Consider the following 24,507-nt stretch of genomic DNA (forward strand, 5'->3'; position numbering starts at 1 on the left):
GTAGTTGTAGAAGTTGTCGCTGGACCTTCTGTCGTTGTAGTTGTAGAAGTTGTCGCCGGTTCTTCTGTTGTTGTAGTTGTAGAAGTTGTCGCTGGACCTTCTGTCGTTGTAGTTGTAGAAGTTGTCGTTGGACCTTCTGTCGTTGTAGTTGTAGAAGTTGTCGTTGGTTCTTCTGTCGTTGTAGTTGTAGAAGTTGTCGTTGGTTCTTCTGTCGTTGTAGTTGTAGAAGTTGTCGTTGTGGTTGTTGTGGTCGTAGTTGTAGTTGTAGTAGTCTTATCTCCACTACCCTCACCTGAACCTGTTTCTAAACGGGTCAAGGCCTTAATTGGAGTACGCTTTTCGAAGTTGCTTGCTGTCCATTCCAAAACATTGGCAACTTGAGTATCTTTTGGAAGTTCCGAAGTCAACTCTGTTGTGTACTCAATGTACATCGCCCAATTCCAGTTGTCACCAAAGTTAATGGTGAATCCTGTGATTTTACCATCCGCATTTCGAGTGAATTCAGCTTTTTTGCTAAAGTTATCGATTGGTTCCAATTTAAGAAGTGCTGCTTCATTTGGAATTTTTTCTGGTTGAGTCGCATAACGAACTGCACGGAAAGAGCTTTCTACCAATACTTGTCCACTATCGCTAAAGTCATCCTTGATGACCATGTTGTTCAATTTATCCTGAACAGCGTTCAAAACAACACGCCACTTGATGCGGTTAGGATTTTCTGAATCTTGGTAACCATATTTCATTTCATAGTCACCAGCTTCACCGTCTGTTTTATTGTAATTGAGGGTATATTTTTCTGTCCCGAATTGGAAAGTATAGTTACCTGATTCTGGTAAGTTGGTTACGTTTGGACGAACAGAATATTTCAAAGACATTACCTTATCCTTGTAATTCTTAGAGAAATAATCTGTAAAAGTAATCGTTACTTTTTGAGTGCTTGGATCTGTCACAGCATTCCCAATTACTTCACCACTGCTATGGGTAATTGGAAATTCTAGCTTGGTGATCAAGCCCAATTCTTTAGGAAGGTCAAGTACCAGTACATCGCCTTCGTTAATTTGTTGAGTATCAGGGAAAGAAATGGTATTGGTTGCTTCCAAAACTTTACCTGTTCCGATTTGAGTGTCCGATGTCAATGGTTGACCATCAACAGTGATTGATGTTTTATTGGTATAGTCTGTAACATCAGCTGCAAATACTGTTGTCAGTACCGTCAAAGATAACACGATTATACCCAAAAATGCAAACACGCGCATCGTGTTCTTTTTAAAATAATTCATGGTTGACTCCTTTTGATTAATCAAATATATCATAGCATTTTTTGAATTCGTTTACAAGCTATTTATTATAATATTCCACTTTTCCTTCCAAAAATGTTCAGTTTTCCCAACTTTTTATATAAAAATAGTCTTCAATGGTCGGATTTTTTATTAAATAAAAACCAGGAATAAAACCCTGGTTCATTACTTTACTATTAAGAGCCTAATTTTTCAAAGACTTCTGAGAAATTTTTACTAATAGCTTCAAGAGAAACTTCTACTTCTTCTCGAGTTTGGTTGTTCTTGACCTGCACTTGACCGCTTTCGACTTCACTCTCTCCTAGAGTGATAAGTGTCTTAGCTCTAAAGATATCAGCCGACTTAAACTGAGCTTTGAGTTTGCGGTTAAGGTAATCTCGTTCTGCCTTGAAACCTTGTTGACGAAGAGCTTGTACCAACTCTAAAGCCTTGATATTTGCTCCTTCACCAAGGACAGCAATATAAACATCTAGGGCGTTTTCGATAGGTAGGGCCACACCTTGCTTTTCAAGAACTAAAAGGAGACGTTCTACACCAAGTCCAAACCCAAAACCAGCAGTCTCAGGACCACCAAAGTAAGCAATCAAGCCATCATAGCGACCACCTGCGCAGACTGTTAATTCATTACCCTCGATTTCAGTGATAAACTCAAAAATCGTGTGGTTGTAGTAGTCCAAACCACGCACCATGTTGGTATCGATGATATAGTCTACTCCAAGATTTTCCAGCATCTGACGCACAGCATCAAAGTGGGCTTGGCTTTCTTCGTCAAGGTAATCCAAGATAGATGGTGCATTCTCCACAGCTGCCTTGTCTTCTTTTTCCTTAGAGTCCAAGACACGAAGAGGATTTTCTTCCAAACGACGTTGACTATCCTTAGACAAGCTATCTTTCATAGGTGTCAAGTAGTCAATCAAGGCTTGACGGTAGGCTGCACGACTTTCAGGATTTCCAAGAGTATTTAGATGCAGTTTGACACCCTGAACACCGATTGCTTTCAAGAAGTGGGCTGCCATAGCGATCGTTTCCACATCAGTAGCTGGATTGCTAGAGCCAAAACACTCCACACCAATCTGGTGGAATTGACGCAAGCGACCTGCTTGTGGACGCTCATAGCGGAACATTGGACCCATGTAGTAGAACTTACTTGGCTTTTGCACTTCTGGTGCGAAGAGTTTATTTTCCACATAAGAACGAACGACTGGAGCAGTTCCTTCTGGACGGAGGGTAATATGACGGTCTCCCTTGTCGTAAAAATCGTACATTTCCTTGGTTACGATATCAGTTGTGTCTCCAACAGAACGACTGATGACTTCGTAGTGCTCAAAAATAGGGGTACGTACTTCTGCGTAGTTGTAGCGTTTGAAGATTTCACGCGCAAAGCCTTCAACGTACTGCCACTTGGCAGACTCAGCAGGTAAGATATCCTGCGTTCCTTTTGGTTTTTGTAATTTCATAGGGAATCCTCTTTCTAACTTAATAGTCCTATTTTACCATAAATGAAAGGATTGGGACAGTCTGAAAAGAAGACGAACACCTAAATTTCATTTTTGAGATTGAGACTTGTCAGAAGAATAGCTATCAGAGAAAGACCTACGAAAAGTATCCAAGTCAACTGTATATCCCATACCGCCACCAGTGAAAAACAGGCCGTCCCCACTGGTATAGATAGAGTAAACAACAAACCTAAAAAATTACTGGTACGAGAGAGAACCTCTGGAGCAAGATTTTTCATGAGCAAAGCACTAATTTTAGGGGAAATTTTACCAGAGATATACATGGTAAAAAAGACGAAAAGCATCCCAAGCAAGACTTGGTTTAACAAATTAGATAGACCAACTAGACTAGCTCCTAATGTAACCCACATCATCAATTTAGGCAAAGATTGCTTCCCAAAATAGTCATTTCCCGTAAGACTACTGATGATAACTGCTAATAAGGTAATCAATTGTAAGATAAACAATGCATCCTTGTAGGAAAAATTCAGTAAGGAATGATTTAAAAGGAAGATGTTATAGATACCACCTAAGGCACCACCCAAAGCATTGATAAGCAAGATAGCAAAGAGCATAAAACCAAAGTTTTTCTGTCCACTTTGAAGAAAAACAAGACGTAAATTTCGGTAAATTGTTAGGAACTGCTCTTTGATAGAAAGCTTCTCATTTTTCAGTGATTTACTGTCAACAAGTGGAGTTGATAAGCTTAATTCAGCCCTTCCTAAAAAGAGAATGAGAGCTGACACTAGGAAAAATATGGCATTGATTCCTGCTACGAGCGAAAAGTTCTGCGTCGATACCCCTAATAGCCAAACACCGAAAGCTTGGCCACCAATAGCAGAAATATAGGTAATAAACTGAGAAAAGGAATAGGCCTCCATCAGATCTGACTCTGCTACTTTTTCTTTAACGAGAGGCATTCGCAAGCCCCCAGCAAAATCACTGGCTACATCACTAATGACATTGATGAGGCAAAGGGTCGAAAAGGCAAAGAAACTAGCTTGCTGAACAACTAGGGCTACCAGAAAAAATAAAATTGCCTGAAATAAACCGACATAGGTCATCCATTTGACCTTGTCCCTCGTGTAATCAGCCCGAATTCCCACAAAAACCGTAAAAAGGGCCGGAAGCATAATCACAACATTCGCCACGGCAACGGCAACAGAAGCCTCTGGTAAAGTCGAGGCATAGACCACAAATACTAAATTAAAAATCGAAGCTCCAAAGGCATTGAAAAATCGTGATAAACTCAAGATTCGATAAGCTTGATTTCTTAGTAATAGTTTCATATAGATTCCTTTCTCACATACTACTTTTATGGTAGTTCTAGTATAGCATCAAGAATCCTTTGAGAAAATTTTTTTGAATATATGCAACAAACTAAACTCATAACGAAAACGATAGAACTTGCTAATACTAATAAGTATCTTCACAGTCCTATCGTTTCAATTTAATTTATCCAGTTGCAAATATTTAACACTCTATGGCGCTTCTATAATAATCTGCAGATTTGCTACAACCAATCATCTCGAAAATACGGACAGCATCCTCCATTTTTCTCTGCCCATCCTCCACTCTTCCTTGTTTACTATCAAGCAAACCTTCTGCCCATAGGTAGACTATTCGAAAATAGGTTTCATTTTCTTCAAAGAAGTTCTTTTCAATTTGTTTTTTGAAATAGAGGGCGTTGGTAAAATCATCAGCTTCAATACAGGTCATAAAGCCATTGAGGAGCAAGGTGTGCATCATGTTTCGATTTTTCCCAACTCCTTGCAAAAAATCTGACTTCCGCAACATTTCCCGAGTATACTTTGTCAAAAGCTGGACTGATAAAAGAGGAGAGCAGGAAGAAAAGAACGAAAGTTCATAGAGTCCCCAAATTTCAACAGAAAATAGATAATCATGTAGAACTCTTTCTTCCTCAGAGGTCAATGTAATCGTCTCATCAATAGCTTTCATATAGGATTTTATCAAAATAGCATTGAGAATATGTTCTTGTTTATCCTTTGAAAAAGGGATTTTTTGGTATTCTCTCTGATAGAGGGTATGCAAAGATGTTAAATCTTTTGGGTTTACAGCTTTAAACAGTTGATTTCTGAATTCAGAATTAGCATCGTGGTGAAAGTCTCTCGCTAAAAATAAGAGTTCTTCTACGTTAGCATGGATATTCTCTAAAGCAGCAAATAACTTTTGAGCAGATATTTCACTCTGACCATTTTCAAAACGCGACAATAAGGATGCTGAAAAGCGTCCACCTGTTGCTTTTCTCAAGGAAATTTTTCTTGATTCTCGTAGCTCTTTAAAAACTTTTCCTAAATTCTTCATCCTCTTACCACTCATCTTTTATTTTTTCCTATTTTACCACATTTCCTAATAAATACTAGTTCCAAACTAGCATTTACAATCTGCCACAGGCATGATACAATGAATACCATCAGATATACGAAGGAGAATTTATGAAAAAGAATATCTTGACGACCCTTGTAGCTGCCCTTGTTTACTTTCTCTGTATCGGAGTGGGAGTTTTACTAGGAAGCCTTGTCGACCACACTGGAAATATGTTTTACGCCCCTGCTTTTGCTGCCCTAGTGGGTGGTAGCGTCTATATGATCCTTTTAGCAAAAGTACCTCGTTTCGGAGCAATTACAACGATTGGGCTTGTGATTTCTCTCTTTTTCCTCGGGAGCAAGCATGGTGCTGGAGCCTTTCTCCCAGGAATTATCTGTGGTCTTGGAGCAGACGGCATCGCTCACCTAGGTCACTACAAAGACAAGGTCAAGAACCTTCTTTCCTTCCTAGTTTTTGCTTTTGGTACTACTGGTCCCATCCTACTCATGTGGTTGACCCCTCAAGCCTATATCGCAACTCTAGTCGCTCGTGGAAAATCTCAGGACTATATCGATCGCATCATGGTTGCACCGAATCCTGCTAATATCCTCCTCTTTATCACAAGTGTTCTCATCGGCGCTTTACTTGGTGCCCTGATTGGACAAGCACTTTGTAAGAAGTTGACACATAAAAGTTAGATAATAAAAAAGAGCTAGAAGGCTCTTTTTTTATTTATGACTTAATTTCTTGGTCAAGAAGTCTCCCAAGAATTGAATTGTAAAGATAATCAAGATAATGATGAGCGTCGCAAGGACTGTCACATCATGATTGAAACGGTTAAATCCATAAGCGATAGCTACGTTACCGATACCACCTGCTCCGACCGCTCCCGCCATAGCTGTTTCACCGACTAGTGAGATCAAGGTCACAGTTGTCACACGGATCAAGTCTGGTAGACCTTCTGATAGGTAAACCCCTACGATGTCCCAGAATGTAGCTCCACTGGCTTGAGCTGCCTCGATAACACCTCCGTCAAGCTCTGCCAATACCACCTGTACTTGACGGGCAAAAAAGGCAAAGACTGCAAAAGATAGGGGTACAATAGCCGCATTTGGTCCAATACTTGTTCCTACGATTAGATGAGAGAAGGGTGACAAGACAGCCAAGAGAATGATAAATGGCACCGCACGGAAGATAGAGGTAATCTTGTCCAAAATCCAGAAAACAACTTTATTTTCCAAGACACCACCTGGAGCTGTCAGGACAAGGAAAAGCCCTGCAACCAACCCTAAGAAACCTCCGATGATAAAGGAAAGAACCGTCATATAAAGGGTCAAGTAGATTGCTGTTCCCCAGCCAGCTTGACCAGACCAACCCATCTTGTAGACGTTTGGTAAATATGTTTGAATCAAGTCTGCCATCTCACTGTCCTCCCTTCAATACTTTTAGTTGCACACCAGCCTGACGGATAGCATCTTGAGCGCTTGCCAAGGCTTCTTTTTCCCCTGACAAGACAACCACAAGCTCACCCACAGGAGTGCCGTCAAGAATTTCAATGTTTCCATAGAGAATATTGGCTGTTACTTGGTAGTGCTTATACAATTCATTCAGAAGTGGTTCATCTGTAGAAGCGCCTGCATACTTGAGTTGTACCAAAATGCTATTTTCAGATAAGTGCTCCACGATTTCTTGTTTCTCAATCTTGACCATAGCTTCATCGATACCTGTCGCCGTTGAGATAAAGTCCTGGGTCAATGGTTGCTTAGGATCTGAGAAGATTTCAAGAACGCTACCCTCTTCAATCAGACGACCATCCTGCATCACTGCTACACGGTTAGCAATGTCTTTGACAATCTGCATCTCGTGTGTAATCAGGACAATGGTCAAACCTAGTTTACGGTTCAATTCTTGCAAGAGTGACAAGATTTGTTTCGTTGTCTTTGGATCAAGAGCTGAAGTTGACTCGTCTGAAATCAAGATTTTTGGATCATTGGCCAAGGCACGCGCAATAGCCACACGTTGTTTTTGACCTCCAGATAGTTGTGAAGGATAGTTTTCGGCACGATCTGCAAGACCAACCAAATCCAACAACTTAGCTACTTTAGCCTTCTTTTCTTCCTTGCTGAGCCCAGAGTGTTTGAGGGCAAAGGCTACGTTTTCCTCTGCTGTTTTCTGGCTCATTAGGTTAAAGTGTTGGAAAATCATCCCGATATCTTGACGTTTATGGCGTAATTGCTCAGCAGTTAAGGTAACCTTGCCATCAAAAATTACATCATTATCTACAGTAATTCGACCTGCAGATGGTTTTTGCAAGAGGTTAATAACACGAACTAGGGTTGATTTCCCTGCTCCAGAATATCCAACGATTCCGTAGATATCCCCTTCTTGGATGTGAATGGTCACATCCTTGACCGCTGTGATGGTTCTTTTCTTTTGGTGAAAAGTCACATCGATCTGATCTAATTTGATAATATCTCTACTCATAGCTTCTAATCAGCTCCTCTACTAATTCAATATGGGTGTAATAATCGGTGATTCGCACATTTTCATCTCCACCATGGTCTCGGCTATTAGCATTTCCTAGACCAAAGGCAACCATAGGTACTTCTAAGGCATCGAATACCGTATGCATAGGACCCGTCCCAGCCGTTGTTGGTAAGACAGATACGCCCTGTGGATAGAATTTCTTGGCCAGCTCAATAACATTGAGAATAGATGGTGCACTCATATCGCTTCGATAACTCATCTCACCCAAGGTATAGTACAATTCTACCTTATCAAAACCGTTTTTGTCTAGTTGTTTCCGGATTTTCTCCAAAACATCATGTGGTTCTAAGCCAGGAACCAAACGAACTTCTAGTTTAGCGCTAGCTTCTGCTGGCAGAATTGTTTTAACTCCTTGACCTTGATAGCCTGACTGAATTCCTTCGATATTGAGTGCTGGTTCAAAGAAGAACCGTTTGAGAAAGGCTGTACGTTCCTCTTGTAAAAGTGGTAATTCTAAACCATAAATCTGGCTAATTTCCTCTGGATTGCGTTGAGCATAGGTTTCAACCAAGGCTAACTCACGTTCATTAGGCTCCTGCACATCATCATACAAACCCTCCACCAAGATACGACCATCGGCATCACGAAGGCTAGTCAAGGCTTGAATGAGATACCAAGGGGCTGACTCCACAATACCGCCATAGCTAGAGTGAATATCCACATCGGCACTCTTAACCTTGGCATCAAAGGTTACAATCCCCTTGTTCCCACCAGAGATTTCTAACTGTTCCAAGGCATTCTTTGTCCCTTGTTCCCAGACCAATAAATCTGCACCACGAAGTTTGTCCGCATGTTTTTCTAAATATTTATCCAAGTCCATAGAGGCAGATTCCTCTGCCCCTTCCATGATGAAGCTGATATTGACTGGAAGATCATCGTGATCTTGCATGTATTTTCTCAGCGCACTGAGTCGAGCAGTGATATGCCCCTTGTCATCATCAACCCCGCGTCCATACATAATGCCATCACGCACAGAGAGTGTAAAAGGATCCTCTGTCCAAACTTGATCACCATCTGCTGGTACTGTGTCATAATGGTTGTAGAAAATGATAGTCTTGGCATCTGGACGTGAACTTTTGAAATTCGCCATGACAAAAGGTGCTGTATAGCTCTCGTCAATCTCGACCTCTGCACCTACGCGCTTGAAGATTTCGCCTAGATAACGAGCCACCTCTTTCAGGCCAACTTGTTGGGCAAAGACTGATTTTTTAGAAATCAAGGTCCGCAAAACTTCAAAGTAATGCTGCGCTACATGATCCTTTTCAAACTTTTCAATTTGTTCTTCTTGGCTAGGAAAAACCATTTTCTCTCTACCTTTCTACTAGGACTTGTACCTTTGGAATCAATACAAGTGGATGTTCCTTTTCTTTAGTCTCTATATAAAAGCAAGAGGTGGAAAAAATCTCTCCCACCTCCCTGTGTTTATTACCAAACTGGTTGATCCAAGCCGTCTGAAGTTTCTTCGATGACCTTTTTCACTTCGTCAGTGTGGTAAGCTGCGATAATTTTCTTGATTGCATCAGCTTTAGGTGATGATTCCCAATCTTTTTTCGCAACGATGATGTTGTACCATTGTTTTGAGTTTTCGTCAGCTTGCTCTTTAAAGAGTGCTTTCTTGTAGTCCAATTTTGCTTCTGTAACAAAAGTGTTGTTTACAACTGCTGCATCAACTGAAGTCAATGAACGAGCTGTTTGGCTAGCGTCCAACTCAGTGATTTTCAAGTTCTTTGGATTTTCTTTGATGTTTGCGATGGTAGCAAGTTCAGTTCCTGAAACATCCAATTTAATCAAACCTGCTGATTGAAGAAGGTAAAGGGCACGGCTTTCGTTAGTAGCATCGTTTGGAATTGCAATTTCACCGTTATTTGGGATTTCTTCCACTTTAGTATACTTGTTTTCTTCACCGTTTTTACCTGAGTAAAGGCGGATTGGTGAGATATAAGTATCTGCAATCGCTACAAGGTCTTTACCGTTTTCTTTGTTCCAGTTGTTCAAGAAGTTGTAGTGTTGGAAAGCGTTCAAGTCTACTTCACCATCAGCAGTTGCTTTGTTTGGTTGTGAGTAGTCTGTAAACTCTGTGAATTCCAATTTAATTCCGTCTTTTTCAACCAATTCTTGGACTTTATCCCAACGCGCTTCTTCTGAACCGCTACGGTTAACAGTTGCAATTTTAACTGTAGTTGTATTGTCCGCTTTCTTGTCTGAATTTCCGCAAGCTGCAAGTGTAAGGCCTGCTACTGTAGCGATCGCTGCTACGCTTAACCATTTTTTGATTTTCATGATTCTTTCTCCTTTAAAAATAATACCGTAATAGTATCTCATACTTTATTTGATTTAGCAAATTGTTATTAGATAGGCAGACATATAGTTTGAAACTATACCTATTAAGCTACCATTTGGCCTATCCTCACATCTATCATTCTACATAAAAAGCCATCTAGCTGATTACTAGATAGCTCTTAAAAATTATTTACCTTGTCTTCTGCGTCGTGTTGCAATACCAGCTAAACCGAGGCTCGCTAGTAAACCGTAAACTCCAAACAGAGTCGTTTGTCCATCTAAGCTTGAGTTTGTTCCTGTATTTGGCAATGCTTTAGTAGAAGATTTGTCAGCAAGTTTATTAGCTTTGACACTTTGAGGTTTATCAGCTGGTTGCGCAAGTGTACGAAGATCAAATTCTGGAAGTTGATCTTGAACTGGAGCATTTTTTGGTAGACCGATAATAATTCCGTCTTTTTCACCAACTCTTAGCATATTTTCAGCTTCAAGTACATCTAATAAAGCTTGTAGTTTCGCTTTAGCTTCCGCTAGGGCTGCTTGAGCCAATTTCAATTCAGCCTCTGCTTGATCACTAACTTTCTGTGCATTTGCTTTATCAGTTTCTGCTTGCTTCAAGGTTGTTTCCAAGTCTGATGCTTGACCTTTCAAGGCTTTTGCTTTATCGCGTTTTTCTTCTGCATTTTTAATAGCTGCAGCCAATTCTGCTACCTTGGCTTGCAAGGCTTTTAGATTTTGACTTGCTTTAGTTGCTTCTTGTGATTTCGTAGCAACTAATTCAGATTTCGCTTGTGCATCAGCAGTCAAGGTTGCCAAATCAGATTTCGCTTGTTCCAAGTCTTTTTTAACTTGTTCACGAGAACTTGATAAATTATTGGCTTGTTTATTTAATTTATTCAAAGCTACTAACAAGTCAGCTTTTTTATTTTCAGCAGCTACTTTTTTAACATCTTTATCAGCTTTTTCTGCTTGCAATGATGCAAGTTCAGCCTTAATGTCAGCAGATTTGTCAATAACTGTTTTTTCAACGTATACAAAGTGATGCTCAGGCAAGAACTTCATACGTTTGCCATAGAAGGTTGGATGCAATTTATCAACTTCATTAAAGGCATGGAAATTAGAACTGTATTCCTCCACAGTTTCAGGTGAATAGGCATTACTTGTATATGTATAATAAATGTTATTAGGATTTTTTCCTTCAATCGTTCCTTGGGCAACTCCTACTTTCCCTCCAACAGGTGTAAGAAGGGCTCTGCGGTGTCCGTAGTCGATTCCTTTTATGTTATTAAAGTCTGCGTACCAAGCTAAAAGGGATTCATAAGCAAACTGTTTATAACTCATAATCTTATCGTAATTATAAATCGTTTGACCATTTTTAACTTCCACAAAGTTTGGTCCACCATCGGATCCAGGAATTAGATATTTCATTCCAATATTTTCTACACGAACATCTTCTCCATCTGGGTGTGAGAACTTGGTATCATGGCTTAAAACTCCAGTGGTAGCCATTTCATTTGAACGTTCTTCTGCATGTTTGATGTAGGCTTCATCTAGAGCTAAATCTTGTGTAACACCATTAGCGCGACGGAGTTCATTTGCTACTTCAATGAAAGCTTCTGTCAATTTGCGATTATCCACAACAAACTTAAAGGTTGGTCTAGCTTTATATTTATGGTTGACTTCATCATATGGGTTTGCATTATAATCAGCCAGCGCCTTAGTGAAGCGTTTCATTTCGTCAGTTGCTTCCACTTCAACTTCACGAACACCTTGGAAGGCAACATTTTCCATCAAAGGATTACCTGAGGCGTCTTTAGGACGATATTGTTTGTTATAGTCATAACCATCCTCAGATGCTGGAGCTTTACGGCCTTGTTCTTCTGGATTCAAGACTTTTTTCAAAACTGTTGGTTTGTAATTGTCAAGTTCCTTTTGTTTATCTGCTATCTTATTCGCTACTTCACTTGCTGCCTTAGTTTGTTCTTGAATAGACTGATCGGCTTTTTTAACCTCGTTTTCTGCATTAAAGATTTGATTTTTAAGACTTTCATCAGTCATGCCATCGAGTTCAGCTTGTTTAGCTTTTACCTCTGCCGCTTTAGCATCACGCTTTTCATTGGCAGATTGGCTAGCTTCTTTAGCTGCAGTTTCTGCAGATTTAGATGCTGTTGCTGTAGATTCAGCATTTGCCAAAGCTTTGTCAGCTTCTGTTTTTTCAGCACTCTTCTCAGATGCTACTTTTGATTCCTCTTCGATGATAGCATCAGCATTTTTAGCAATATTAATAGCTTCTTTGGTGTCAGCAACCTTTTTATCAGCCTTGGCTAAGTCCTTTTTAGCCTCCGCTTCTTTTGAAGCTTTTTCATCTACAGACGCTTGAGCTTTCTTAACTTCTTTTTGCGCATCTGTAATCTGTTTTTCAGATGATGACTGTGCAACAGCTCTTTCCTTGCCATCTACTGGCTTTTCATTAGCTTGAACCTCATGATTCATTGCACCCGCTGCTAACAAAGCCGCAGCTAATGTAAATGAGGATAGAAACTTTTTATGTTTCATAACAATCTCCTTTAAATGTATTATTTAATATTATAAACCATTCCGACGGCCTTTGTCAAAGAATATGAGGTAGTCCAGCCGCTTTTTTGAATGTGCTTACATAAAAATACCCCTGTCACTAACAGAGGTAATTTTTACTATTTAATGTCAGCTTCTGCTGGAAGATATGAACCACCAAAGAATTGTTGAGATAATTTTTCAAGAGTTCCGTCTTTGTATAGTTCTTGGATGCGTTTGTCAACAAATGATTTCAACTCATCTTGACCTTTTGCAAGAAGTGGGTAAACGTAAGGTTGTTGGTCGCTTGGGAGTTCGATAACTTTCAAATTATCTAAACCTTGGTTTTTGATAACTGTTTCTACACCGATCTTGTCAAAAATCTTGTAGTCGAATTGTCCGTCGCTCAAACGTCCCATAATTTGTTGGAAGTCAGCTTTTGTATAGTTAAGGACAGTTGGGTTATCTGTGTGTTGTTTGTTGTATTCTTCCAATTGTTTAGCGGATGTTGTTCCTTGAACGACTTCAGTAGATTTTCCACCGATATCATCGAGAGATTTGATGCTGTTGTCATCTTTCTTAACTACAAGAACGTTAGGGTTTTTAGCAGTTGGTGCTGCATAAAGATATTTTTCTGCACGTTCTTTAGTGTAGCTGATGTTGTTAACCGCCATTTGGTATCGATCTGCGTCAAGACCTGCAAAGACACCTGACCATTCTGTCTTTTCAAACTTGACATCATATTTGTCAGAGTCTTTAAAGATAGCACGAACAACTTCGATTTCGTAACCAGTCAACTCACCATTTTCTTCATAATTAAATGGTTTTGGTGAAGCGTTGGTTGCAACGATAATTTCTTTCTTACCAGATGTTGCTTCACTAGTTGCAGCATCTTTCTTTTCACCACCTGAGCAAGCTGCTAATACACCTGCGGCAATAAGTCCTAGGGCAGCAAGTGATGAATATTTAACGATTTTTTTCATGATAATTCCTCCAAAATAAAATACAGTCTAATCTTAACAGAAAAAATGAGATTGCGCCATTATATGATTTCTATATTTGTGATAGGTTTTCTTTATGGCTGATTAAAAGACCAAACGTAGGACTGCTATCAAAAACACCCCAAAGAGAACTGTCCCCACCAGATTGCGGTAACGAAAGGCCACAAAGGCTGTTGGGAAAACTGCTAGAAAGTCTAACCACTTTATCTGTGGGAAGCTTCCAATTTTTCCTGTCACTACACTTGAAAGAATCAAGGCGAAGATAATAGAAACTGGGAGAAATTTCAAAAAGCGTTCGACAATGGGCGGCAACCCCTTGTACTTAGCAAGGATGAAAGGAATCATTCTCGGAATCCAAGTCACCAAGCCAGAAAAGACGATTGCCATTAAAATATACTTACCGACCATCCAAAATCACCCCCATGGTACAACCTAGCAAGGTCGCAAACAGGACAGCTAGCGACTGAGATACTACTGTCAAGAGTACAAAAAAGGAAACAGTAACAACTCCAAGAATGATGAAGAGATTGCGTAAGGAAATCCGTTTTTGCATAATCTGAAACTGGGAAGTGAAAATCCCGATAAACATTCCCACTAGGGCAAAATCTAGACCAAAAACTTCCGGATTTGGCAAAAGGCCACCAAGGGTTGTCCCAACTACTGTCCCAACAAACCAGGCTACATAGCTATTAAGATTGTTCCCATGCATCCACATAGGGTTGACCTTATCCGTATGAACCAACTCTCCCATCAAGACCCCGTAAGTCTCATCGGTCAAGAGACTGGACATTCCGATATTATGCCATAAGCTCGTATGACGGAAATAGGTCGACGCATGCAAACTCAGCAAGAAGAGACGCAGATTAATCAAAAAGACCGTCATAGCAATGGCTGCCACAGGTGCTTGAACTGCTATCAAGGCTATCATGGCAAACTGGGCGCTCCCAGCATAGACAAAGAGGCTCATCAAGCCCATCTCTACAGGGGTTACATAAGGGGAACCGATAATGCCACAAGCAAGACCAATGCTGATATAACCTAAAGCCGTCGGTACAGCTGCTTGTACACCCTCCCAAAATCCTTTTTCTTTCATAAACCTCCTCACTATTCATTACTTCATCAACTACTTTCCAGACAGTCACAGCAAAAATTATTATAACACATTCAAAGAGGAGAAAACAGTCTGGAATTTGAAACTAATAGCAAGTATCAGCCCCTGAACAGTATGGTTCATTATGGATACATGAGAAATTGATCAATTCGAATTCTATACTTATAGCCTTCATTTTTTTCAGTATATTCATCTTCTATCGGGTAGACATCAACCCAGAGTTCTCTCCTTTGGCCTTGCAATTTGACTTTATAGCGATAGCCATCATCGTATAATCCTACTGTCTCGGTAGTTACGGATTTGATAGTCGGAAGAGCTTCAATTTCTTTTTTTATAGTCTGGGATAAATTGTAGAGCGCTACTTGTTGCTCCATTTTTGAAGCTACAGGAATATGAACTGTCACTTCTTCCAAGCGATGTGATTTTGAAAATGTGAAATCCGCTCGACCTTTATAACCATTCAATGCAATATTTTCGTAATGATAGAAAAGCCGGCCTGTTTTATAGAAATAAGGATCCCTTGCATGCCAAGTGTCCCGAAAGGCGGTTTCCGTTTCTTCTATCACTTCATCAGCTTCTCCAAACACTTTTTCAAGAGATTTGAGGGGCATATTGAATGACAGTGACTCAAATAGAATCAATTGTATCTTTGGAATATGCTGGCAAGCTGACATACAGAGCAATAAAGCTCCAAGAGCAAGCACAACACTCATTGTTTTTTTAAATCTCATATTTCTACTATACTAAAAAACTCAGGCATTTGTCCAAGATAAAAGAGTTAACCTTAGGCTAACTCTCTATTCCATGGTATCAAAAGCCAGGCTAGGTTTGGCATTTAGCTCCAAGCCTGCAAAATTTTCTTTGTTCCACTCGCTAACGCTAGCATAGGCAATCATTCCCGCATTGTCTCCGCAAAGTCGTAGAGGTGGAATGATAACCTTGACATCGGTAATTTCTGATGCTAGGCGTTCCCTGAGGCCTTTGTTAGCTGCGACACCACCAGCTACGACTAGGGTTTTAACAGGATATTTCTCCAGGGCTTTCTTGGTTTTTGCCATGAGAATATCCATGACTGCTGCTTGGAAGGAAGCAGATAGGTCTTCCTTGGACAAGCTTTCTCCCTTTTGCTCGGCATTGTGGTGAAGATTGATAAAGGCAGATTTCAAACCTGAGAATGAAAACTCCAGATTGTCCTCCTTAATCATGGCTCGAGGGAAATCATAAACATCCTGACCTTGATGAGCTAACTCGTCAATCTCCCGACCTGCTGGATAGGTCAAGCCCATGACACGTCCAACCTTGTCATAGGCTTCACCAACTGCATCATCACGAGTTTCACCAACAATCTTATAATCACCAGCTTCAGAAACATAGACCAACTCTGTGTGTCCACCGCTGACTAAAAGAGCTAACAAAGGAAATTCCAAAGGTTCGACACTTTGAGCTGCCATGAGGTGGCCAGCCATGTGATTCACAGGAATCAAAGGAAGTCCATGAGCCCAAGCAAATGCCTTAGCAGCTGACAAACCAACAAGTAAGGCTCCGACCAATCCTGGTCCATACGTAACAGCAACAGCTGTCACGTCCTCTTCGGTAATCCCTGCCTCTGCCAGAGCTTCCTCGATACAAGCTGTGATGACTTCAACATGGTGGCGGCTAGCCACTTCTGGCACCACACCACCAAAACGTTTATGACTCTCAATTTGACTAGCAATGACATTGGACAAGAGCTCATCGTCGTTTTTCAGGACGGCGACACTGGTCTCATCACAGGATGTCTCAAATGCTAAAATATATCTATCCTTCATCTATTTCTCTCTTCATAATAATGGCATCCTCAACTGGATTATGGTAGTAGGCCTTTCTCTCAGCGATGACCGCCATTTTTTCTTTCTTGTAAAATGCTTGCGCTCGTTGATTAGACTTTCTGACTTCGAGGAAAATCTCCTTGTCTGTTTGCAATGTCGCAAACAAGGCTGAAGCTACCCCCTGTCCTTGATAGGCTTTCTTGACAGCGATTTGCAGGACTTCTGCTTCAAAAAGATTCTCCTGAATTGCTAGAAAAGCTATCACTTCTTCCCCATCATAAGCTAGAGCATACCAAGTCTGGTCTTGAGACAGGTCTGCTTGGATTTGTTCCAACGTCCAAGGACTGACGGGATAAACATCCGTCATCACTTCGTAGATAGCTTGTGCCACATCAGGCTGCTGTTGGATTCGTTTGATTTCTATCATAGGCGTTTAATGTAAGACTCGTCAGACTCGGCGTGATTCTTAAGCCAATTTTCCTCAGCTTCTACACGCTTGAGGTAATTTGGCACAAAGTCATGCAAAGAGTCTGCTTCCTTATCCCAAGCCCAAAGAGCTAGATTCGCTACATTTGGTAAGGTTTCTTGATAGTTAGCCTGTGGTAATTGCTCTTGAATCTGCTCGACAAAGGGACCCACTTCACCGACAAAGGTTACCTGGTCAGCATCCTTGACTTGCTCAAGGACTTCCGCAAAGGACAGATGCGCTTCTGGAAAGACAGGTTGAGCATGTTCATAAAAACCTGCATAAACATTGTTACGACGTGCGTCCATCAAGGGAACAACCAGACCTTGCTGCTGGCTCGGTACCAGAGCTAGAAGGCTCGATATCCCAACCAACTCAATGTTTAGGGTATGAGCCAAGGTCTTGGCAGTGGCTACTGCGATTCGCAAACCTGTATAGCTACCAGGCCCCTCTGCCACGACGATTCGATCCAAATCTTTGGGTGTCAAATCTAGATTGGTCATCAAAAAATCGATGGCAGGCATGAGGGTAATACTGTGATTCTTCTTAATATTAATCGTCGTCTCAGCAAGAAGCTGCTTGTCCTCTAAAATAGCTAGAGACAGAGCCTTACTGGACGTATCAAAAGCTAATACTTTCATAACACATTCCTATCTTTTTGTCTGTTTACTATTATACTACAAAAGCCGCCACATGGGAATTTTCTTTGTTTTGAAACAAAATTGTCCTGCCAAACAGACAGGACAAGCACTTAAGTATTCAAACCAAAGTAAAATACGAACCAGACCACATAGGTCACCAGGAGAAGGAAAAACGAATAAAGGGTCACGAAGCCAATCTTCCAAATGAGTTTGGCTTTCCGATACTCTAGCCGAGTATACAAAACATTTCCTCCGTAAACACAGGCAACGAATACCGCAAAGGCCAGAAGACGAATAATAATGGCTAGTTGAAACATATCCTGCCCTCCTTCATAAGGAAAAACCTCTTTTCTAACTTTATTATAGCACTTGCATCTTATGTCTTCAAATACTTATACAAGGTCAAATGAAACGCATTTCAAGCTCCTTACTTTCATGTTTCCTGCTTTTACTAATTCCCCTTTTTATGTTATAATTGAGATAATTGTAACGAATCAAGGTCAATACAGGCAGAAAATGAAATAGAAACAAACAGCTTCAAGCTGGTAATTTTTTGAATACAGCTGACCTGAAAACAGAAAGGAAACACATGATTTACAAAGTTTTTTATCAAGAAACAAAAGACCGTAGCCCACGTCGTGAAACAACACGCTCACTTTACTTAGACATTGATGCTAACTCAGAACTTGAGGGACGTATCATTGCCCGTGAACTTGTTGAAAAAAACCGTCCAGAATTCAACGTTGAATATATCGAGCTCTTGTCAGACAAATTGCTAGACTACGAAAAAGAAACTGGCGCATTCGAAATTACGGAGTTCTAATATGGCCTATACTCTTAAACCAGAAGAAGTGGGCGTTTTTGCCATTGGTGGTCTAGGAGAAATCGGTAAAAATACATACGGAATCGAATACCAAGACGAAATTATCATCGTTGATGCAGGGATTAAATTTCCCGAGGATGATCTTCTTGGTATCGACTACGTTATCCCTGATTACTCTTATATTGTCGAAAATATCGACCGCGTCAAGGCTCTCTTGATTACACACGGACACGAGGACCATATCGGTGGGATTCCGTTCTTGCTCAAGCAAGCAAATATCCCTATCTATGCAGGTCCACTAGCCCTTGCTTTGATCCGTGGAAAACTCGAAGAGCATGGACTTTTGCGCAATGCTACACTTCACGAAATCAACCACAACACTGAGTTGACCTTTAAAAATCTTAAAGCAACTTTCTTTAGAACTACTCACTCTATCCCAGAACCTTTGGGTATCGTCATCCATACACCTCAAGGGAAAATCGTCTGTACGGGTGACTTCAAGTTTGACTTTACACCAGTTGGTGAACCTGCAGACTTGCACCGTATGGCAGCCCTAGGTGAAGACGGAGTGCTTTGCTTACTCTCTGACTCGACAAATGCTGAAGTGCCAACCTTTACAAACTCTGAGAAGGTTGTCGGCCAGTCTATCATGAAGATTATCCAAGGTATCGAAGGACGTATCATCTTTGCATCCTTTGCCTCAAATATCTTCCGTCTCCAGCAAGCGACTGATGCTGCTGTTAAAACAGGTCGTAAGATTGCTGTCTTCGGGCGCTCTATGGAGAAAGCCATTGTCAATGGGATTGAACTTGGTTACATCAAGGCTCCTAAGGGAACCTTTATCGAGCCAAATGAAATCAAAGACTACCCTGCGGGTGAAATTCTTATCCTCTGTACGGGTAGCCAGGGTGAACCTATGGCGGCTCTCTCTCGTATCGCTAACGGAACCCACCGTCAGGTGCAACTCCAGCCTGGTGATACGGTTATCTTCTCATCTAGCCCAATTCCAGGAAACACCACTAGCGTCAACAAATTGATTAATATCATTTCTGAAGCTGGTGTTGAAGTTATCCATGGTAAGATTAACAACATCCATACATCTGGACACGGTGGTCAGCAAGAGCAAAAACTTATGCTCCGCCTCATCAAACCAAAATACTTCATGCCTGTTCACGGTGAATACCGCATGCAAAAAGTCCACGCTGGACTTGCCGTAGATACTGGAGTTGAGAAGGACAATATCTTTATCATGAGCAACGGTGATGTCCTTGCCCTTACTGCAAACTCTGCTCGTATCGCAGGTCACTTCAATGCCCAAGACATCTACGTCGATGGAAATCGGATCGGTGAAATCGGAGCAGCAGTCCTAAAAGACCGCCGAGACCTATCCGAAGATGGTGTTGTACTTGCTGTCGCAACGGTAGACTTTGAGTCTCAAATGATTATTTCTGGACCAGATATCCTTAGTCGTGGTTTCGTCTACATGCGCGAATCTGGCGACTTGATTCGTCAAAGTCAACGCATCCTTTTCAATGCTATTCGTATCGCTTTGAAAAACAAGGATGCTAGCGTCCAATCAGTCAACGGTGCTATCGTAAACGCCATTCGACCATTCCTTTACGAAAATACTGAACGTGAACCAATCATCATTCCGATGATTCTCACGCCAGATGAAGAATAATAATAAAAAATTCTCTGAAATCCTATGACTTCAGAGAATTTTTATTATTTAACAACGATTTCGTAACGAGTTTTGCTTGTGAAAATTTCACCTGCTTTGAGGATGACTTGATCTTTCAGGTCACTATGAATAGCATCTGGCAAAGCCTGTGCTTCAAGAGCAATCCCATTATGTTGAATCATTGGTTGACCAGCGATAATGACACTCTCATCCACAAAGTTAGCTGTGTAGACTACAAAGCAAGGTGCTTCTGTCTTGAAGAGCAGGAAGCGACCTGATCCTTGGTCATAGAGGAAACCAGCATTATCATGTCCTGCAGGAAGAGCAAATGGATGGTCCAATCCAGATACGAGTTGAATCTGTTCATCTTCGTCTGCAAAGATATCTTTCAACAAGGCACCATTGTAAATATGTTTGATCACATCACGATTAGCATCTGGAGTTTTAGCTGGAACACCATCAGGAGCAATTGGATAGATACCCTCAGTGTTCAATTGGAAAACATGGCGGTCAACCGTCTGAGTGAAATCCCCAGACAAGTTAAAGTAACTATGGTTGGTCGGATTGACCAAGGTATCCTGGTCCGTCGTCACCTTATAGCTAACTTCGTAAGCACCATTTTCTTCCAAGTGGTAGCTGATCCAGATTTTAAGATTCCCAGGGAAACCTCCTGTACCGTCTGTTCTTTCTGTGTAAAGAGTCAAACCATGGTCGCTCACCTCGACTAGCTCAAACAAACTAGAATCCCAACCTGTTGAGCCACTGTGGTTACAGTTGCTTGCGTTATTGACTTCGAGTTCATAGGTTTTTCCATTAAGCTCAAATGTCGCACCTGCGATACGACCTGCAACTGGACCTACACTCGCTCCATGTTTAGGACTGTTGCCTACATAGCTGTCAAAATCATCAAAGCCTAGGATAACATTGGCAAAATTACCAGCCTTATCAGGAGTTACATAGCCTAGAATCGTTGCACCATAGGTCATGATTTCTAGTTGGTAACCTGCTTCTGTTTCAAAGCGATAAGCGACAACATCCTTGTCATCAACTTTCCCAAATACACGTTCTGTGTATGCTTTCATCCTTCTCTCCTTATTATTTAAATTCGTGAATAATGACACCTTGAACGACGCGGTTTACTGTACCTGTAGGTGATGGTGTATCTGGTCTATTGCCAACTTTAAGTGAAGTCAAAAGAGCAAACAACTGTCCGTAAACAATATAAGGGAATACACGGTAAACGTCATTCAAAACTCCGCCACAGCCAAGTGCTACTTCCTTAACATTTTCAAGTCCAAAGACTTGATCACTCAAGAGAACAACGCGACGAGCGATTTGGTCCCCTGCAACTTCACGAACCAAGTCTAAGTCATACTTACGAGTATAGTCTGTTGTAGTACCAAAAACTAAAACTACAGTATCTTCATTGATAAGAGATTTTGGACCATGACGGAAGCCAACTGGGCTTTCATACATTGTCGCAACCTGACCAGCAGTCAATTCCAAAATTTTCAGTTGTGCCTCATGAGCAAGCCCGAAGAATGGACCTGTACCTAAGTAAATTACTCGATTAAAGTCTAGGTCAACCAATTCTTTCACATCTGCCACATTGTCAAGAACTTTACGAGCAAGACTAGAAAGCACTTCAAAACGTTCAGCTTTAACAGCAAATTCAGTTGGATCGAAGACCAAAAGTGCTGTCAACATCATTGAAGTAAAGCTTGATGTCATTGCAAATCCTGCATCATTCGAAGCTGCTGGTTGCAAGAGCAAGAGGTTGCGATCATCACCGTGGGCTTGAAGTGCTAATTTCCCTTCAGCCGCACATGTGATTGTTACTTGATAAAGCTCATCAACTAAAGCTTTTGCCAAGTCAACTGTTGCTACACTCTCAGGTGAGTTTCCACTACGTGCAAATGATACCAAAACAGTCGCCACGTCTTTTTTCAAATAAGTTTGTGGGTTTGCAACGATATCTGTTGTCGCAATAGCATTGAAATTCCATTTACGTTCGTCATAGACTTCCTTGAAGTATGGAACTAAGGTGTCGCCTACATAAGCTGAAGTTCCAGCACCAGTCAGGATAACCTTGATGTAGTCATGTTTAGCTGCAATCCCTTGCAAGAATGCGGCAATTTCATCACGGCGGGCTTGATAGGATTCAAAAGCTTCCTTCCAAACATCTGGTTGTTGGTAAATTTCGCGTGTGGTGATCTCTGCTCCCAACTCAAGCAAATCTTCTTTTGTATAATCTAGCATTGAAAACCTCTAATCTAATATTGTTTCATGATTGAAAACATGGGAATGGGAGTCGCTCCCATTCCCATGTATATTTTTTATAAGATGGTTTTTGACATCTTATTCATCTTCATCGTCATCGAAGCTAGCCAATAAATCATTAACTTTCACAATGCTTTCTGAAGCACGACTCTTATAGTCCGCATCAATGCCTGTTAGGCTTGCATTGATAAATTCAATAACCATTGGAAGGTTCATTCCTGCATAAAGTTCAATGTCACGACCTTCCATAATCAGACGGCTCACCACGTTACATGGTGTTCCACCAAGAAGATCTGCAAAGACTAGGAAATCATCCAATCCTTCAATAGCAGCTTCAAATTTTGCAGTAAATTCTTCTGGTCCATCTTCTGGAAGAAGAGCCACCGCATGAATGTTGTCTTGTGGTCCCATAATCATTTCTGTGCTACCTTTAAGTTCTTCACAAAAACGACCGTGACTCACTAAAATCAATGATTTAGTCATAAATTATGCGCCCATTCCAAGTGCAAATTTACCAAGAGCAGAAAGAGCCAAGGCAAGCACGATAATGATACCGATAGCTTTTGTAGAGTTCATGCCTTTCTTACCAAGCAACCAGAAGATGAATGCAGTGAAGATTGCTGGAAGCAAACGTGGGAAGATTGAGTTCAAGATGTCTTGGAAGTCAATCATCTTTTCACCGATTGGCAATTTGTATGAAATTTCAAAGTTGATCATTGTTGCTACAAGAGCACCCATCATGAATACACCAAGTACAGATGCAGCTTCAATCAAAGCTGTCAAAGTACTTTGCATGTTGTTGATAAGGTTAACCCCTTCTTTGTATGCAAATTCCAACTGTTTCCAACGGAAGATGTCATACGCTACTGCAACTGCGATCCAAAGGAAGATACCCCAAGGTTGACCAGCGATAGCCATTGTTGCAGCGATAGATCCCATGATAGCAGGTACAAGTGAACCAAAGATTGTATCTCCAAGAGGAGCGAATGGTCCCATCAAACCTGTCTTGATACCGTTAACCGCGTCTTTTGAGGCAACGCCATCTTTTTCTTCCATGGCAAGGTCAAAACCAGCGATGATTGTGTGGAAGAATGGTGAAGTGTTGAAGAATTGAGTATGAACTTTCATCATTTCTTTCAACTCAGGAGTTCCATCTCCATACATTTTACGCAATTGTGGCAAGATCATGTAAAGGTAACCTGATGCTTGCATACGTTCGTAGTTCCATCCCAATTGGAAAGTGAACAAGCTACGTTTGTTAATTTGATTAAAATCTTCTTTTGTTAATTTGTAATTAGAATTCGTCATCTTCAATTTCCCCACTTTCTGATGGTGTAGAAGGTGCTGCTACAGCAACTTTTTGGCTGTTCTTGAAGTGAACAACTGCAAGGAAGATACCCACGATAGAGATACCGATCATAGACAATCCTTTGAAGTTGTTAACAAAGCCAATTTTTTCAGCAACTTCAGCAGGAAGAGTGCCAATGATTCCAGCAACTGCTCCACCAAGACTTGTTACGTTTGAGTAAAGTACAGTCAACATAGCTGTCAAACCGAATCCCATAGCAAGGTAGTGAAGGTTACGTTTAACTGGAAGGTAACGAAGCAAGATAGCGAATCCAAGACCTGGAAGCATACGACCTGCAAGAGTCAAACCGTCTGCAACCCATTGGTATTCTTTAACAAGGTTTACAACACCTTGTACGAATTCTCCACCGAAAGCAAGGGCGAAGAATACTGGAAGGGCACGAGATAGAGCCCAAGGAACTGCACCAAGAAGATAGTTACGTTCGATTCCTTTATAGTCAAAGCGTTCGATCGCAGCATCAATACGGTGAGCGAAGAATGTTGTAGTCATACGACCAAGTACGTCGAAGTAAGTCAAAAGTGCTGCTACTGGTACAGCGATTGTAGTGATCGCAAGGTCTGTTTCGATTCCTTGTGAAACTGAGAAAGCAGTCGCAAGAACCGCACCAGAAGTTGCGTCGATACGAGAAGCACCACCGAAGGTACCTACCCCAAGTACGAACAACTGCAAGCTACCACCGATAAACAAACCAGTTGTCAAATCTCCCATGACTAAACCAGTAATGAAACCAGCGAATACAGGCGAACCTGCAGAAGAAACGATCGTCAACTCATCACAGATTTGATAAGCTGAGTACAAAGTGAGAAGTAAAATTTGCCACCATTGTATCAT

25 protein-coding genes are annotated in these 24,507 nt (G+C 41.1%); 3 read left to right on the forward strand and 22 right to left on the reverse strand.

Annotation, left to right across the window (positions count from 1 at the left end):
• The 4 genes from QM419_RS08080 to QM419_RS08095 all read right to left on the reverse strand — a co-directional run.
• The coding region (locus tag QM419_RS08080; RefSeq protein WP_414278433.1) for an Ig-like domain-containing protein at nt 1-1,277 on the reverse strand (1,277 nt) is incomplete at its 3' end.
• Between the two features lie 194 nt (nt 1,278-1,471).
• The gene (gene hisS / locus QM419_RS08085; protein ID WP_414272784.1) at nt 1,472-2,752 is read right to left on the reverse strand and encodes a histidine--tRNA ligase; all 1,281 of its coding nucleotides are present in this window, start codon (nt 2,750-2,752) and stop codon (nt 1,472-1,474) included.
• A gap of 80 nt (nt 2,753-2,832) precedes the next feature.
• A complete protein-coding gene (locus QM419_RS08090) occupies nt 2,833-4,080 on the reverse strand; it encodes a transporter (protein WP_414278434.1) in 1,248 nt (415 codons plus the stop codon).
• Nucleotides 4,081-4,264: 184 nt separating this feature from the next.
• Nucleotides 4,265-5,116, reverse strand: a complete 852-nt coding sequence (locus QM419_RS08095) for an Rgg/GadR/MutR family transcriptional regulator (RefSeq protein ID WP_414278435.1) — start codon at nt 5,114-5,116, stop codon at nt 4,265-4,267.
• 131 nt (nt 5,117-5,247) lie between these two features.
• Here QM419_RS08095 and QM419_RS08100 point away from each other — a divergent pair, with 131 nt between their 5' ends.
• Nucleotides 5,248-5,817: an MptD family putative ECF transporter S component gene (locus QM419_RS08100; protein WP_414278436.1), complete on the forward strand. Its 570-nt coding sequence runs from the start codon at nt 5,248-5,250 to the stop codon at nt 5,815-5,817.
• A 30-nt stretch (nt 5,818-5,847) separates the two neighbouring features.
• Here the strand turns inward: QM419_RS08100 and QM419_RS08105 are convergent, their stop codons facing one another.
• The 13 genes from QM419_RS08105 to QM419_RS08165 form a co-directional block, all read right to left on the reverse strand.
• Nucleotides 5,848-6,540, reverse strand: a complete 693-nt coding sequence (locus QM419_RS08105; protein ID WP_414278437.1) for a methionine ABC transporter permease — start codon at nt 6,538-6,540, stop codon at nt 5,848-5,850.
• Nucleotide 6,541: 1 nt separating this feature from the next.
• Complete coding sequence (locus QM419_RS08110; RefSeq protein WP_223339651.1) at nt 6,542-7,603, reverse strand: methionine ABC transporter ATP-binding protein; 1,062 nt, start codon at nt 7,601-7,603, stop codon at nt 6,542-6,544.
• Nucleotides 7,596-8,969, reverse strand: a complete 1,374-nt coding sequence (locus QM419_RS08115) for a M20 family metallopeptidase (RefSeq protein WP_414278438.1) — start codon at nt 8,967-8,969, stop codon at nt 7,596-7,598. Before QM419_RS08115 ends, QM419_RS08110 begins: the two co-directional genes overlap by 8 nt.
• A 122-nt stretch (nt 8,970-9,091) precedes the next feature.
• Complete coding sequence (locus QM419_RS08120; RefSeq protein WP_016466399.1) at nt 9,092-9,946, reverse strand: MetQ/NlpA family ABC transporter substrate-binding protein; 855 nt, start codon at nt 9,944-9,946, stop codon at nt 9,092-9,094.
• Between the two features lie 186 nt (nt 9,947-10,132).
• Nucleotides 10,133-12,499 carry a hypothetical protein gene (locus tag QM419_RS08125; RefSeq protein WP_414278439.1) on the reverse strand — a complete coding sequence of 789 codons (2,367 nt, stop codon included), beginning with the start codon at nt 12,497-12,499 and terminating at the stop codon, nt 10,133-10,135.
• A gap of 137 nt (nt 12,500-12,636) precedes the next feature.
• Nucleotides 12,637-13,479, reverse strand: coding sequence for an amino acid ABC transporter substrate-binding protein (locus QM419_RS08130; RefSeq protein WP_414278440.1), 843 nt, complete (start codon nt 13,477-13,479; stop codon nt 12,637-12,639).
• 102 nt (nt 13,480-13,581) lie between these two features.
• The gene (locus QM419_RS08135; RefSeq protein ID WP_414278441.1) at nt 13,582-13,905 is read right to left on the reverse strand and encodes an AzlD domain-containing protein; all 324 of its coding nucleotides are present in this window, start codon (nt 13,903-13,905) and stop codon (nt 13,582-13,584) included.
• Nucleotides 13,895-14,590 carry an AzlC family ABC transporter permease gene (locus QM419_RS08140; RefSeq protein ID WP_414278442.1) on the reverse strand — a complete coding sequence of 232 codons (696 nt, stop codon included), beginning with the start codon at nt 14,588-14,590 and terminating at the stop codon, nt 13,895-13,897. Before QM419_RS08140 ends, QM419_RS08135 begins: the two co-directional genes overlap by 11 nt.
• Before the next feature lie 140 nt (nt 14,591-14,730).
• Nucleotides 14,731-15,339, reverse strand: a complete 609-nt coding sequence (locus tag QM419_RS08145) for a hypothetical protein (RefSeq protein WP_414278443.1) — start codon at nt 15,337-15,339, stop codon at nt 14,731-14,733.
• A 66-nt stretch (nt 15,340-15,405) separates the two neighbouring features.
• Nucleotides 15,406-16,416, reverse strand: a complete 1,011-nt coding sequence (gene tsaD, locus QM419_RS08150) for a tRNA (adenosine(37)-N6)-threonylcarbamoyltransferase complex transferase subunit TsaD (RefSeq protein ID WP_414278444.1) — start codon at nt 16,414-16,416, stop codon at nt 15,406-15,408.
• Entirely contained in the window at nt 16,406-16,843 is a 438-nt protein-coding gene (rimI, locus tag QM419_RS08155; protein ID WP_414278445.1) for a ribosomal protein S18-alanine N-acetyltransferase, read from the reverse strand. The genes tsaD and rimI overlap by 11 nt, the downstream gene beginning before the upstream one ends.
• A complete protein-coding gene (tsaB, locus tag QM419_RS08160; RefSeq protein ID WP_414259841.1) occupies nt 16,840-17,523 on the reverse strand; it encodes a tRNA (adenosine(37)-N6)-threonylcarbamoyltransferase complex dimerization subunit type 1 TsaB in 684 nt (227 codons plus the stop codon). Before tsaB ends, rimI begins: the two co-directional genes overlap by 4 nt.
• Nucleotides 17,524-17,633: 110 nt before the next feature.
• Nucleotides 17,634-17,840 (reverse strand): hypothetical protein, encoded by a 207-nt coding sequence (locus tag QM419_RS08165; RefSeq protein WP_414259842.1) that lies wholly within the window; start codon nt 17,838-17,840, stop codon nt 17,634-17,636.
• 272 nt (nt 17,841-18,112) lie between these two features.
• Here QM419_RS08165 and QM419_RS08170 point away from each other — a divergent pair, with 272 nt between their 5' ends.
• Nucleotides 18,113-18,346 carry a DNA-dependent RNA polymerase subunit epsilon gene (locus QM419_RS08170; RefSeq protein WP_049496700.1) on the forward strand — a complete coding sequence of 78 codons (234 nt, stop codon included), beginning with the start codon at nt 18,113-18,115 and terminating at the stop codon, nt 18,344-18,346.
• A gap of 1 nt (nt 18,347) precedes the next feature.
• Nucleotides 18,348-20,027 carry a ribonuclease J1 gene (gene rnjA / locus QM419_RS08175; RefSeq protein WP_004250408.1) on the forward strand — a complete coding sequence of 560 codons (1,680 nt, stop codon included), beginning with the start codon at nt 18,348-18,350 and terminating at the stop codon, nt 20,025-20,027.
• Between the two features lie 44 nt (nt 20,028-20,071).
• Here rnjA and QM419_RS08180 read toward each other — a convergent pair whose 3' ends face one another.
• The 5 genes from QM419_RS08180 to QM419_RS08200 form a co-directional block, all read right to left on the reverse strand.
• Complete coding sequence (locus tag QM419_RS08180) at nt 20,072-21,109, reverse strand: aldose epimerase family protein (protein ID WP_414278446.1); 1,038 nt, start codon at nt 21,107-21,109, stop codon at nt 20,072-20,074.
• Between the two features lie 13 nt (nt 21,110-21,122).
• Entirely contained in the window at nt 21,123-22,286 is a 1,164-nt protein-coding gene (locus tag QM419_RS08185) for an SIS domain-containing protein (RefSeq protein WP_414278447.1), read from the reverse strand.
• 99 nt (nt 22,287-22,385) lie between these two features.
• Nucleotides 22,386-22,790 carry a PTS sugar transporter subunit IIA gene (locus QM419_RS08190; protein WP_006149628.1) on the reverse strand — a complete coding sequence of 135 codons (405 nt, stop codon included), beginning with the start codon at nt 22,788-22,790 and terminating at the stop codon, nt 22,386-22,388.
• Between the two features lie 3 nt (nt 22,791-22,793).
• On the reverse strand, nt 22,794-23,615 hold the full coding sequence (locus QM419_RS08195; protein WP_263394237.1) for a PTS system mannose/fructose/sorbose family transporter subunit IID: 822 nt from the start codon (nt 23,613-23,615) through the stop codon (nt 22,794-22,796).
• Complete coding sequence (locus tag QM419_RS08200; RefSeq protein ID WP_016466413.1) at nt 23,602-24,507, reverse strand: PTS mannose/fructose/sorbose/N-acetylgalactosamine transporter subunit IIC; 906 nt, start codon at nt 24,505-24,507, stop codon at nt 23,602-23,604. Before QM419_RS08200 ends, QM419_RS08195 begins: the two co-directional genes overlap by 14 nt.

The organism is Streptococcus infantis, assembly GCF_047464715.1.
Classification (GTDB): Bacteria; Bacillota; Bacilli; order Lactobacillales; family Streptococcaceae; genus Streptococcus; species Streptococcus infantis_S.

Coding starts and splice junctions, on each gene's coding strand:
- hisS (WP_414272784.1), bottom strand. CDS start 2,752: ATGAAATTACAAAAACCAAAAGGAACGCAGGATATCTTACCTGCTGAG.
- QM419_RS08090 (WP_414278434.1), bottom strand. CDS start 4,080: ATGAAACTATTACTAAGAAATCAAGCTTATCGAATCTTGAGTTTATCA.
- QM419_RS08095 (WP_414278435.1), bottom strand. CDS start 5,116: ATGAAGAATTTAGGAAAAGTTTTTAAAGAGCTACGAGAATCAAGAAAA.
- QM419_RS08100 (WP_414278436.1), top strand. CDS start 5,248: ATGAAAAAGAATATCTTGACGACCCTTGTAGCTGCCCTTGTTTACTTT.
- QM419_RS08105 (WP_414278437.1), bottom strand. CDS start 6,540: ATGGCAGACTTGATTCAAACATATTTACCAAACGTCTACAAGATGGGT.
- QM419_RS08110 (WP_223339651.1), bottom strand. CDS start 7,603: ATGAGTAGAGATATTATCAAATTAGATCAGATCGATGTGACTTTTCAC.
- QM419_RS08115 (WP_414278438.1), bottom strand. CDS start 8,969: ATGGTTTTTCCTAGCCAAGAAGAACAAATTGAAAAGTTTGAAAAGGAT.
- QM419_RS08120 (WP_016466399.1), bottom strand. CDS start 9,946: ATGAAAATCAAAAAATGGTTAAGCGTAGCAGCGATCGCTACAGTAGCA.
- QM419_RS08125 (WP_414278439.1), bottom strand. CDS start 12,499: ATGAAACATAAAAAGTTTCTATCCTCATTTACATTAGCTGCGGCTTTG.
- QM419_RS08130 (WP_414278440.1), bottom strand. CDS start 13,479: ATGAAAAAAATCGTTAAATATTCATCACTTGCTGCCCTAGGACTTATT.
- QM419_RS08135 (WP_414278441.1), bottom strand. CDS start 13,905: ATGGTCGGTAAGTATATTTTAATGGCAATCGTCTTTTCTGGCTTGGTG.
- QM419_RS08140 (WP_414278442.1), bottom strand. CDS start 14,590: ATGAAAGAAAAAGGATTTTGGGAGGGTGTACAAGCAGCTGTACCGACG.
- QM419_RS08145 (WP_414278443.1), bottom strand. CDS start 15,339: ATGAGATTTAAAAAAACAATGAGTGTTGTGCTTGCTCTTGGAGCTTTA.
- tsaD (WP_414278444.1), bottom strand. CDS start 16,416: ATGAAGGATAGATATATTTTAGCATTTGAGACATCCTGTGATGAGACC.
- rimI (WP_414278445.1), bottom strand. CDS start 16,843: ATGATAGAAATCAAACGAATCCAACAGCAGCCTGATGTGGCACAAGCT.
- tsaB (WP_414259841.1), bottom strand. CDS start 17,523: ATGAAAGTATTAGCTTTTGATACGTCCAGTAAGGCTCTGTCTCTAGCT.
- QM419_RS08165 (WP_414259842.1), bottom strand. CDS start 17,840: ATGTTTCAACTAGCCATTATTATTCGTCTTCTGGCCTTTGCGGTATTC.
- QM419_RS08170 (WP_049496700.1), top strand. CDS start 18,113: ATGATTTACAAAGTTTTTTATCAAGAAACAAAAGACCGTAGCCCACGT.
- rnjA (WP_004250408.1), top strand. CDS start 18,348: ATGGCCTATACTCTTAAACCAGAAGAAGTGGGCGTTTTTGCCATTGGT.
- QM419_RS08180 (WP_414278446.1), bottom strand. CDS start 21,109: ATGAAAGCATACACAGAACGTGTATTTGGGAAAGTTGATGACAAGGAT.
- QM419_RS08185 (WP_414278447.1), bottom strand. CDS start 22,286: ATGCTAGATTATACAAAAGAAGATTTGCTTGAGTTGGGAGCAGAGATC.
- QM419_RS08190 (WP_006149628.1), bottom strand. CDS start 22,790: ATGACTAAATCATTGATTTTAGTGAGTCACGGTCGTTTTTGTGAAGAA.
- QM419_RS08195 (WP_263394237.1), bottom strand. CDS start 23,615: ATGACGAATTCTAATTACAAATTAACAAAAGAAGATTTTAATCAAATT.
- QM419_RS08200 (WP_016466413.1), bottom strand. CDS start 24,507: ATGATACAATGGTGGCAAATTTTACTTCTCACTTTGTACTCAGCTTAT.